Genomic DNA, 9,449 nt, shown 5'->3' with positions numbered 1-9,449 from the left:
GGGGTGGGAGTCATCGGCAAATCGACTATATAGAGAAGGTGCGTGACGCGGCGACAATGGAGTCCCCTAGTCGGGCTTCCCGATGGCCAATTTTTTGTGAACGATCTCTCTCTTTTCCTGCCTTGCGCCGCCGGCGTCGAGGAATTCCTCGCCCAGGAGGTGCACGCCCTGACCGGCCGCGCCGGGCAAGACCTGCTCACGCTGCGCGGCGGCGTGCGGGTGCGCGCCGACTGGCGCGACGCCCTGAAGCTCAACCTGCACAGCCGGCTCGCGCAGCGCGTGCTGGTCGAGCTGGCCCACGCGCCCTACCGCAACGAGAACGACCTCTACGCCATCGCCAACGGCGTGGCCTGGGAGATCTGGTTCACGCCGAAGCAGACCTTCAAGATCGAGACCACTGCCCAGCACAGCCCGCTGCAGAGCCTGAACTTCGCCACCCTGCGCATCAAGGACGCCATTGCCGACCGCTTCCGCGCCAAGGCGAACGGCGTGCGCCCGAGCATCGAGACCCAGTGGCCCGACTGCCGCGTGTTCGCGCACCTGACCACCGACACCTGTACGCTGTACATCGACACCTCGGGCGAGCCGCTGTTCAAGCGCGGCTGGCGCCAGGACAAGGGCGACGCCCCGCTGAAGGAAACCCTGGCCGCCGCCATGCTGGCCGCCAGCGGCTGGTGGAACCCCGAGACCGGCGAAGTGTCCACGCAGCCGCTGTACGACCCCTGCTGCGGCAGCGGCACCATCGCCATCGAGGCGGCGCAGATCGCGCGCGGCATCGCGGCCGGGTCGCTGCGGCGCTTCGGGTTCGAGAAACTGCTGCCGTTCCAGGCGCATGTCTGGAACGCGATCCGGCAGGAAGCCGAGACCGCCGTGCGCGAAGGCAGCGTGGCGATCTTCGGCTCCGACGTGTCGCACCGCATGGTCGACTTCGCCGAACGCAATGCCGAGCGCGCCGGTGTGGCGCAAGCGGTCGAGTTCCGCGGCGGCGATGCCTTGCAGCGCATGCCCCCGGCCGAAGGCGGCGTGATCGTGCTCAACCCGCCGTACGGCGAGCGCATCGAAGTGGGCGGCGTGGCCGGCACGGGCCGTTCCGGCGCGCGCGAATCGGCGCAGACCGCGCAGGGCGAGGGGGGCGACGGCGGCGAGTTCTTCCCGCAACTCGCCACCCACTGGAAGAAGAACTACGCCGGCTGGACCGCCTGGGTGCTGACGCCCGACCTGAAGCTGCCCAGGCAGATGCGGCTGAAGGAGTCGCGCCGCGTGCCGATGTGGAACGGGCCGATCGAGTGCCGGCTGTTCCGCTTCGACATGGTCGCGGGCTCAGCGCGGAAGTAGCGCGCCTTCGGGCCGCGGCTGCTCCCTGGCGGCTTCCTTGGGCCGGACGGCGCAGGCCGCGTTGACCGTGCGCATGACGAGATCGCGCGCGCCGGCCAGCGTCACGGGATGGATGTCGTCCTCTTCAAAATGCCTCACCGCGACGGGCTCGCCGACGAAGTCCGGATGGCCGAAGTAGGTGGTGCTCACGTAGCGCGCGCTGCGGGTCTCGCAATCGACCTTGGCACGGGCCTGGAAAGAGCGGAACCGGATGCCCTCGCGTTCCGTGCGGTCCTCCGGCAGGCTCATGCGCAGGCTCACGAGCCGGTTCGATCCTTCCACCTCGACGCTGGTCGGCTCCACCTGCACGTAGCTGCTGGCGGCATCGCCGGGCGTGCCCGACAGGGTCAGCCACTCGGCCCGCACTCCCGTGGACGCGAGCACGACGAGACAGAGCAGCGGGAGACGTTTCATGAAGGAAGGGCGGGGGGTGGGCAGGCAACGGCCCATTTTCGCCGGGCGGGCCGACAAGGGCCTGACTCCGGCCCTGCATGGTGCAACATCGGCGATATTCCCCCGCACATTCCATGACGCTGACAGAATCCGGCCCCGTCGTCATCGACACCAACATCGCGCTCGACCTGCTGGTCTTCGAAGATCCCGCCTGGGGACTGCTGACCGTGCGGCTTGCCGCAGGCGAACTGCACTGGCTGGCCTCGGCCGCCATGCGCACCGAGCTCGAACGCGTGCTGGGCTACCCGCTGATCGCCCGGCGCATGGCGCAGCGCGGGCTGGAAGCGCCGGCGGTGCTGGCCGATTTCGACGCGCGGGTGCGGATGGTGGAAGGCACTCCGCCGCGCGCGCCCTGCGTGTGCAGCGACCCCGACGACCAGGTGTTCATCGACCTGGCCGTGGCGCACGGCGCACTGCTGCTGAGCAAGGACCGGGCGGTGCTGTCGATGAAGAAGCGGCTGGCACTGCGCGGTGTGGCGGTGCAGGCGGCGTTCGCACCTTAGTTCGGGAGCGCGGGCGGCGCCAGGTGCCACTGCCCCAGCAACCGCGCCACCGCCCGCACCCGCTGCGTATCCCGTCCCCATCGCCGGCTCGCCGGCAGCTTCTGCGCCCACTTCATGCGCCGGGCTGCATTCGCGATGCGCTCGCGCACCTCTTCGTTCACGCCGGCCAGCGCCGCATGCCAGTGCTGCCCCGCGGCCTGCGGCGCGGCGGCTTCCAGCATCATGGCCGTGGAGTGCAGGTAGCTCAGCCAGTCGCGCGCCTGGCATTCGGCCAGCGTCATGACCTCGGCCGGGTCGTCCTCGAAGTCGATGTAGCCGATCACGCCGTCGGGGCACTGCACGAGGTTGCGGTCGAAGGCCTGGCTCAGGTGCTGGCCGCGCATGTGCACGGCGGCAATCGCGGCAAGGCCTTCGCGCCACACGGCCAGCAGCGCGGCTGGGCCGGCGGCGGCGGCCTGGTCGAGCCGCTCCTGCAGCACGACCGTCGCGCGGCCGCTTTCGCCCAGGTCCGAGATCAGCAGGCCATCCGGCTGCTGCGCCAGCACCACCGGCACGCGCAGGCCCGCGGCCGCGAGCTGCTTGAGCCGCCGAGCCTCGGTCGCGATGGCCGCCTCGCCGCCCGGGTTGGGCACCGGCTTGATGATGTCCAGCCCCGCCATGCGCGCGACCGCCGCCATCACGCGATAGCCCCATTTGCCGTGCCGGGGCCCGGCCTTCTTGAGCCACACGCGTTCGCTGCCGAAGCGGTGGCTCGCCACGTTCTTCTCCTGCCGCGGCAGGGTGGTGCGCAGGAACTCCGCGTAGTCGCCGGGTGCCGGCGGGTTCGGCAGGAGCGCGTCGAGGGGCGCGGGCGCCGAAGCTGCGCCCTTGCGCGATTGCAGGCGCCCATTGGCGCCTCGTCTCAAAGGATTCATGCGGCCAGTGCGAAGCCCGCCACCAGCCCGTGCGGGGCCTGCGTCACGGGTTGGAAGCTCTCTGCGCTGGCCAGCGGCCAGTAGGTTCGGAAAACATTGTGCTGCTCGTCGAGCGGGCCGAGCAGGGCGCCCGGCTGCACCTGCATCACCAGGTTGCTCAACAGGCGCACCTCGGTGTCGGAGATGCGGCGCACGATGTGGTGCGCGGTGATCTGCTGTGGATGGTCGAGGCCCGCAGCCTGCACCAGCTCCTGCAGCGCATGCAGCGTGCTGCGGTGGAAGTTGCGCACCCGGTCGGCCTTGGTCGGCACCACCAGCGCCTGCTGGCGCAGCGGGTCCTGCGTGGTCACGCCCGTGGGGCAATGGCCTGTGTGGCAGCTCTGTGCCTGGATGCAGCCCAGCGCCATCATGAAGCCGCGCGCCGCGTTGCACCAGTCGGCGCCCAGCGCCATCATGCGGGCCACGTCGAAGGCGGTGATCACCTTGGCGGCACAGCCGATCTTGATGCGGTGGCGCAGGTTCACGCCGATCAGCGTGTTGTGCACCAGCAGCAGGCCTTCCTGCAGCGGCGCGCCCACGTGGTCGCTGAATTCGACCGGTGCCGCCCCGGTGCCGCCCTCTGCGCCGTCGACCACGATGAAGTCGGGCGTGATGCCGGTGGCCTGCATCGCCTTGACGATGCCGAACCATTCCCAAGGGTGGCCCAGGCAGAACTTGAAGCCGGTCGGCTTGCCGCCCGACAGCTCGCGCAGCCGGGCGATGAAATGCATCATCTCGGTCGGCGTGGAGAACGCGCTGTGCGAAGAAGGCGAGATGCAATCCACGCCCACCGGCACGCCCCGCGCCGCCGCAATCTCGGGCGTGACCTTGGGGGCGGGCAGCACGCCGCCGTGCCCGGGCTTGGCGCCTTGGCTCAGCTTGATCTCGATCATCTTCACCTGCGGGTCGCGCGCGTTGGCGGTGAAGCGTTCCTCGTTGAAGCTGCCGTCGTCGTTGCGGCAGCCGAAGTAGCCCGAGCCGATTTCCCAGATCAGGTCGCCGCCATGCACGCGGTGGTGCTGCGAGATCGAGCCCTCGCCGGTGTCGTGCGCAAAGCCGCCCATCTGCGCGCCCTTGTTGAGCGCGAGGATCGCATTGGCCGACAGCGCGCCGAAGCTCATGGCGGAGATGTTGAACACACTGGCGCTATAGGGCTGTGTACAGAGCTGCTCCGGATTGGCGCCGACCGGCTGCGGCGTGCCGCCGATCACGATGCGGAAGTCGTGGTTCGCGAGCTTCGTGGGCTGCATCGAATGGTTGATCCACTCATAGCCCGCGATGGTCACGTTCAGCTGGGTGCCGAAGGGCCGGTTGTCCGGGTCGCCCTTGGCGCGCTGGTACACCAGCGAGCGCTGGGCGCGCGAGAACGGCGCGGCTTCGGAGTCGCTCTCGATGAAGTACTGCCGCATCTCGGGGCGGATGAATTCCAGCAGAAAGCGCAGGTGGCCGATGACCGGGTAGTTGCGCAGGATCGCGTGGCGCGCCTGCCGCAGGTCGTGCACGCCGGTACCCGTGAGCGCCGCGAACACGGCCACACCGGTCCAGGCCAGCCACAGGTGCGGCGACACCAGCACGAACGCTAGGCAGGCCGCCAGACCGGCCACGCACAGGGCGAAGGCGCTGTAGCGCGCCGGAAACGGAATAATCGTGGGCATAGAAGTAGTCTCGACCGGAGCCTGCTGCATCATAGAGGGCTGCCCCGAACTTGCCATGACGACCATTCCCGACTCCATTTCGCCTTCCGAGGCCCCCTCCGCAGCCCGTACACCCCTCGGCCCCGACGATTTCGACGCTCTCGACCAGGCGCTCGACGCCATGCGCGAGCACGACGAGGAAATCCCTCAGTGGGAGTTCTGCGAAGGCTTCATGGCCGCGCTGATCTGCACCCGCCGGCCCATCATGCCCTCCGAATACTGGCCCGTGCTGCTGGGCGACAGCTTCTCCTCGGCGCAGCACATGGAGTTCGTCTGGAACTGGAAGCGCCGCTGGATCGAGATCGAGGAGGGCCTCGACGCCCCGGTCGAAACCCTCGACGACGAACGCAGCTGGCAGCCCGAGGTGCTCGACACCCGCGGCGCCATTGCCTCGCTGCCCGAGGAAGAACGCGCCGAAGTCGCCGGAGAAGCCATTCCGTCCTTCGCGCAGGTCTGGGCGCTGGGCTTCATGTACGCGGTCGAGAACTGGCCCGAAGACTGGGCCACGCCGCGCGACAAGGACGCCGCGCGCATGCTCGACGACGCGCTCGACAACATCGTCGCCCTGACCGAGGACGACACCGCCAAGCCCACGTTGTCGATGTACAGCGACGACGCCCCGCCCAGCGTGAGCCAGCAGCGGCTCGACGATTTCGGCGCCGCCATCTGGGCCGTGTACGACCTGCGCCAGCTCTGGAAGAGCCTGGGCCCGAAAGCCGAGACCATCCGCAAGGAAGCCACGCCCGGGCGCAACGATCCGTGTCCTTGCGGCAGCGGCAAGAAGTACAAGAAATGCCACGGTGAATGACCTGGGGCTTTTGACGGGGCGTGTTCTTCGGGGCGCGATCGCTCGGAGCACCCGGTGCCCTGCGCACGCGCGCTGAACAAGAACTCCCGGAACACAAACAGTGCAGCCCGGGAGCGGGCCCCGTTCAGATCTTGAAGGCGCGCTGGATGTCCGGCCGTACGAGGTCGGCGTACTCGCGGTGCTTGCGGATGTAGCCCGCGATGAACTGGCACACCGGGATCACATGCAGCCCCTTCTCGCGCGCCTCGTCGAGCACGTGCCTCGCGATGCCCGAGCCCACGCCCTTGCCTTCGTGCTCCGGCAGCACCTCGGTGTGCGTGAACATGATCGCGTCGGTCAGCAGGTTGTATTCGGCGTAGGCGGCGAGCTTGCCGTCGAGCACGGCTTCGTAGCGGTGCTGCGCTTCGTTGTTGGAAAAGGCGATGGCGGTGTTGTGGCTCATGGCTGGCGTGCAAGAAAAGTAGCGAGATTGGCCGCGGCGGTGGCGCGCACCTTGTTGCGCAGCATGGGCGTCCAGCCCAGCAGCAGGCCCGGCGTGCCGAGCGCCTGGCGCGACCAGGTCCAGAACGGGAAGCTGTCGCGGTGCGTCGCGATCAGCCCCTCGGGCGTGAAGGTGAAGTGCGCGTCGATGCTGTTGTCGACGAGGCGGCCGGTGGCGCCGAAGCGGTAGTGCGCATCCCAGTGGGCACTGCCGCTGGTATCGTCGGCCTTCACGTCGCGCCAGCTCAGGCGCCACACGTCGGCGCCCTTGGCCTGCGTGGCCGAGGTCAGCATGCGCCACATGCCGCCCACCTCGCGCTGCCCGCGCAGCGAGAAGGCCTCGTCGTCGAACACCGCATCGCTTGCGTAGCAGGCCTTCATGGCGGCGCCGTCGAGCTTCGCGAAGGCGCTGTAGAAGCGCTCGATGGTCTGGGCGTTGGTGGCTGCTGTCATGAGTCCTCTCGGGTTTGTGAAAAATCGGGTCAGCGGCCAAGCAACTCGACCAACGTCTGCAGTGCGTACCGCACCGTGGCCGCGCGCACCGTGGCGCGGTCGCCGTCGAAGCGGCGGCGCTCGGTGCGCACGTCGCCATCGACCGACCAGCCGAACCACACCGTGCCCACCGGCTTGTCGGGCGTGCCGCCGGTCGGCCCTGCCACACCGGTCACGGCCAGCGCCACGCGCGACGGCGGCGAATGCGCGATCGCGCCCGCGGCCATCGCGCGCGCCACCGGCTCGCTGACCGCGCCGTGCGCCGCGATCACCGCCGCGTCCACGCCCAGCAGCTCGGTCTTGGCCTCGTTCGAATAGGTGATGAAGCCGCGCTCGAACCACGCGCTGGAACCGGCCAGCTCGGTGCAGGCCGCGCCGATCAGCCCGCCCGTGCAGCTTTCGGCGGTGGCCAGCATCCAGCCTTTTTTCTGCAGCAGGCCGGCCAGCGCCACGACCAGCGCGGGCGTGTCGTGGTCCGCGAGCGTCGGCAACGTCGAAGAAGAAGAGGAAGAGTCCATCGGGTTCACCATGCGCGCCAGAGTGCGATGACCAGCAGCGTGCAGAACGCCGCTACCAGGTCGTCGAGGATGATGCCGAAGCCCGCGTGCCACCAGCGCACCTGCGCCGCGTCGCGCTGCTTGAACAGCGCATCGGCCCAGGCCACCGGGCCGGGCTTGGCGGCATCGAAATAACGGAACAGCGCGAAGGCGACGGCCTGCGCGAGGAGGCCGGCCGGCGTCACCAGCCAGAGCACGATCCAGAAGGCGATCACCTCGTCCCACACCACGGCGCCGGGGTCGGCCACGTTCATGTCGCGCGCAGTCACGGTGCAGGCCCACCAGCCGATGGGCAGCGAGGCCGCGATGATCCAGCCGATGGTGGCCGGCGTGAACCACAGCTGCATCACCGAGAACGCTGCCCAGGCCCACAGAGTGCCCACGGTGCCCGGCGCGATGCGCGGCAGGCCGGAGCCGAAGCCCAGCGCGATGAAGTGCGCGGGATGCGAGAGCAGAAAGCGCAGCGTGGCGCGGCGCATCGAGGGTTGGGGCATGGCGCCGGAGGTGGTGGTCGTGGAGGAAGAAGAAGCGGCTTGCATCGGGGCAGGAGTGTCGCGCATCCGGGCCGGCACCGGTTCGGCGCAGTTTTTATTTATCAAAGCAATAGCTTGTTTAATTGACTGTGCGCGCCTAGCATCCGGGCTTCTTTCCGACTTCGTTGCTTGCCATGTCCTCCTCCTCCTCCTCCGCGCTGCGCTCCCCACCTCCCATCGCCGCATGGAGCGAGCTGTTCAGCGGCCGCAACGGCTGGCGCGCGCTCGCGCTGACCGGCGGCGTCGCGCTGCACGCCGTCAACGTGCACATCGTGACCACGGTGCTGCCGTCGGTGGTGCGCGAGATCGGCGGGCTCGACTGGTATGCCTGGAGCACGACGCTCTTCGTGGTCGGCTCGATCCTCGGCGCCACGCTGTCGGTGCGGCTGCTCGCGGTGCTGGGCCCGCGCGGAGCGTGCCTGGCGGCGCTGGCGGTGTTCGGCGCCGGTTCGGCAGGCTGCGCGCTCGCGCCGGCCATGCCGTGGATGCTCGCGGGGCGCGCGGTGCAGGGGTTGGGCGGCGGGTTGCTCGCGGCGCTGAGCTACGGGCTGATCCAGCTGGTGTTCGAGCAGCGGCTGTGGCCGCGCGCGGTGGCGCTGGTGTCGGGCATGTGGGGCGTCGCCACGCTGTGCGGGCCGGCCGTGGGCGGGCTGTTCGCGCAGGCGGGGCATTGGCGCTGGGCCTTCTGGTTCCTGCTGCCGGTGGCGGCGGCGCAGGCATTGCTGGTGCTCGTGCAATTGCGGCCCGAGATGGGTGTGAAGTACGCGCGGCCCGCCACGCCGCCACGTGTGCCGATGCTGCAGATCGGCCTGCTCGCGGCTTCGGTGCTGGTGATCGCAGCCAGTGGTTTGTGGGCCGACCTGCTCCGGCAGGCCGCCGGCCTGGCACTGGGCCTGGCCATCGGCTTCGCGGCCACCCGCATCGACAGCCGCTCCGCCGTGCGCGTGCTGCCGCGCGGCGCGTATGCGATGAGCGCGCCGCTGGGCGCCATCTACGCGAGCGTGGCGCTGCTGCTGATCGGCACGGAAACCGAGATCTTCGTGCCGTACTTCCTGCAACTGCTGCACGGCCATTCGCCGCTCATGGCGGGTTACCTCGCGGCCGCGATGGCGGGCGGCTGGAGCGCGGGTTCGCTGCTGTCCTCGGGCCGCAGTGGCACGGGAGCCGACCGCATGCTGCGCGCCGGCCCGGTGATCTGCACGCTGGGGCTGTTGGCACTCGCGTGGCTGCTGCCGTCGCAGGAATTCTTCGGTGCCGGTTTCGAGACCCTGCTGATCGCCGTCGCGCTGGCGGCCGTGGGGCTCGGCGTGGGCATCGGCTGGCCGCACCTGATCACGCGCGTGATGTCGCTGGCGCCCAAAGGTGACGAAGGCCTGGCCTCCGCTTCGATCACCACCGTGCAGCTCTACGGCATGGCCGTGGGCGCGGCCGTGGCCGGACTGGTGGCGAATGCGGCGGGGCTGGCCGTGCCGGGCGGTGTCGAAGGCGCGCAATCGGCCGCCCTCTGGCTGTTCGCGGGTTTCGCGCTTGCGCCGGCCGCCGCGGTGTGGCTCGCATACCGCGCCGTCGCGAAGCGCTCCCTATAATTTTTGCCACCACAAC

The 9,449-nt window shown here is 69.5% G+C and carries 11 protein-coding genes; 4 read left to right on the top strand and 7 right to left on the bottom strand.

The features are described 5' to 3' along the window. Window positions 1-96 precede the first annotated feature (96 nt). Window positions 97-1,335, top strand: coding sequence for a THUMP domain-containing class I SAM-dependent RNA methyltransferase (locus ACCD11_RS20855; protein WP_413315300.1), 1,239 nt, complete (start codon window positions 97-99; stop codon window positions 1,333-1,335). On the opposite strand, the gene ACCD11_RS20850 is transcribed toward ACCD11_RS20855, so the two are convergent. Continuing rightward, window positions 1,321-1,788 carry a surface-adhesin E family protein gene (locus ACCD11_RS20850; RefSeq protein ID WP_413315299.1) on the bottom strand — a complete coding sequence of 156 codons (468 nt, stop codon included), beginning with the start codon at window positions 1,786-1,788 and terminating at the stop codon, window positions 1,321-1,323. The two genes, ACCD11_RS20855 and ACCD11_RS20850, sit on opposite strands and share 15 nt — an antisense overlap. A 113-nt stretch (window positions 1,789-1,901) precedes the next feature. Between ACCD11_RS20850 and ACCD11_RS20845 the strand changes: the two genes are divergently transcribed. Next, window positions 1,902-2,330: a putative toxin-antitoxin system toxin component, PIN family gene (locus tag ACCD11_RS20845; RefSeq protein ID WP_413315298.1), complete on the top strand. Its 429-nt coding sequence runs from the start codon at window positions 1,902-1,904 to the stop codon at window positions 2,328-2,330. Here the strand turns inward: ACCD11_RS20845 and ACCD11_RS20840 are convergent. Continuing rightward, window positions 2,327-3,244 (bottom strand): hypothetical protein, encoded by a 918-nt coding sequence (locus ACCD11_RS20840; protein ID WP_056588688.1) that lies wholly within the window; start codon window positions 3,242-3,244, stop codon window positions 2,327-2,329. The two genes, ACCD11_RS20845 and ACCD11_RS20840, sit on opposite strands and share 4 nt — an antisense overlap. After that, window positions 3,241-4,938 (bottom strand): FMN-binding glutamate synthase family protein, encoded by a 1,698-nt coding sequence (locus ACCD11_RS20835; protein ID WP_413315297.1) that lies wholly within the window; start codon window positions 4,936-4,938, stop codon window positions 3,241-3,243. The genes ACCD11_RS20840 and ACCD11_RS20835 overlap by 4 nt, the downstream gene beginning before the upstream one ends. A gap of 55 nt (window positions 4,939-4,993) precedes the next feature. On the opposite strand from ACCD11_RS20835, the gene ACCD11_RS20830 reads away from it, so the two are divergent. Beyond that, window positions 4,994-5,785: a UPF0149 family protein gene (locus ACCD11_RS20830; protein WP_413315296.1), complete on the top strand. Its 792-nt coding sequence runs from the start codon at window positions 4,994-4,996 to the stop codon at window positions 5,783-5,785. 124 nt (window positions 5,786-5,909) lie between these two features. Here the strand turns inward: ACCD11_RS20830 and ACCD11_RS20825 are convergent, their stop codons facing one another. The 4 genes from ACCD11_RS20825 to ACCD11_RS20810 are packed head-to-tail and all read right to left on the bottom strand — an operon-like array spanning window position 5,910 to window position 7,808. After that, window positions 5,910-6,227, bottom strand: coding sequence for a GNAT family N-acetyltransferase (locus ACCD11_RS20825; protein WP_413315295.1), 318 nt, complete (start codon window positions 6,225-6,227; stop codon window positions 5,910-5,912). Beyond that, window positions 6,224-6,718 carry a nuclear transport factor 2 family protein gene (locus ACCD11_RS20820; RefSeq protein WP_413315294.1) on the bottom strand — a complete coding sequence of 165 codons (495 nt, stop codon included), beginning with the start codon at window positions 6,716-6,718 and terminating at the stop codon, window positions 6,224-6,226. Before ACCD11_RS20820 ends, ACCD11_RS20825 begins: the two co-directional genes overlap by 4 nt. A 29-nt stretch (window positions 6,719-6,747) precedes the next feature. Then, the gene (locus ACCD11_RS20815; protein ID WP_237726046.1) at window positions 6,748-7,275 is read right to left on the bottom strand and encodes a CinA family protein; all 528 of its coding nucleotides are present in this window, start codon (window positions 7,273-7,275) and stop codon (window positions 6,748-6,750) included. 5 nt (window positions 7,276-7,280) lie between these two features. Then, window positions 7,281-7,808, bottom strand: coding sequence for a phosphatidylglycerophosphatase A (locus tag ACCD11_RS20810; protein WP_007829904.1), 528 nt, complete (start codon window positions 7,806-7,808; stop codon window positions 7,281-7,283). Window positions 7,809-7,981: 173 nt separating this feature from the next. Here ACCD11_RS20810 and ACCD11_RS20805 point away from each other — a divergent pair, with 173 nt between their 5' ends. Continuing rightward, window positions 7,982-9,433, top strand: a complete 1,452-nt coding sequence (locus ACCD11_RS20805) for an MFS transporter (RefSeq protein ID WP_413315293.1) — start codon at window positions 7,982-7,984, stop codon at window positions 9,431-9,433. The last annotated feature ends 16 nt before the right edge of the window (window positions 9,434-9,449 follow it).

Origin of the sequence: Variovorax sp. Varisp36 (assembly GCF_047304235.1) — a bacterium.
GTDB lineage: Bacteria > Pseudomonadota > Gammaproteobacteria > Burkholderiales > Burkholderiaceae_C > Variovorax.
This window is presented reverse-complemented; position numbering and strand designations above follow the sequence as displayed.

Coding starts and splice junctions, on each gene's coding strand:
- ACCD11_RS20850 (WP_413315299.1), bottom strand. CDS start 1,788: ATGAAACGTCTCCCGCTGCTCTGTCTCGTCGTGCTCGCGTCCACGGGA.
- ACCD11_RS20845 (WP_413315298.1), top strand. CDS start 1,902: ATGACGCTGACAGAATCCGGCCCCGTCGTCATCGACACCAACATCGCG.
- ACCD11_RS20840 (WP_056588688.1), bottom strand. CDS start 3,244: ATGAATCCTTTGAGACGAGGCGCCAATGGGCGCCTGCAATCGCGCAAG.
- ACCD11_RS20835 (WP_413315297.1), bottom strand. CDS start 4,938: ATGCCCACGATTATTCCGTTTCCGGCGCGCTACAGCGCCTTCGCCCTG.
- ACCD11_RS20830 (WP_413315296.1), top strand. CDS start 4,994: ATGACGACCATTCCCGACTCCATTTCGCCTTCCGAGGCCCCCTCCGCA.
- ACCD11_RS20825 (WP_413315295.1), bottom strand. CDS start 6,227: ATGAGCCACAACACCGCCATCGCCTTTTCCAACAACGAAGCGCAGCAC.
- ACCD11_RS20820 (WP_413315294.1), bottom strand. CDS start 6,718: ATGACAGCAGCCACCAACGCCCAGACCATCGAGCGCTTCTACAGCGCC.
- ACCD11_RS20815 (WP_237726046.1), bottom strand. CDS start 7,275: ATGGACTCTTCCTCTTCTTCTTCGACGTTGCCGACGCTCGCGGACCAC.
- ACCD11_RS20810 (WP_007829904.1), bottom strand. CDS start 7,808: ATGCCCCAACCCTCGATGCGCCGCGCCACGCTGCGCTTTCTGCTCTCG.
- ACCD11_RS20805 (WP_413315293.1), top strand. CDS start 7,982: ATGTCCTCCTCCTCCTCCTCCGCGCTGCGCTCCCCACCTCCCATCGCC.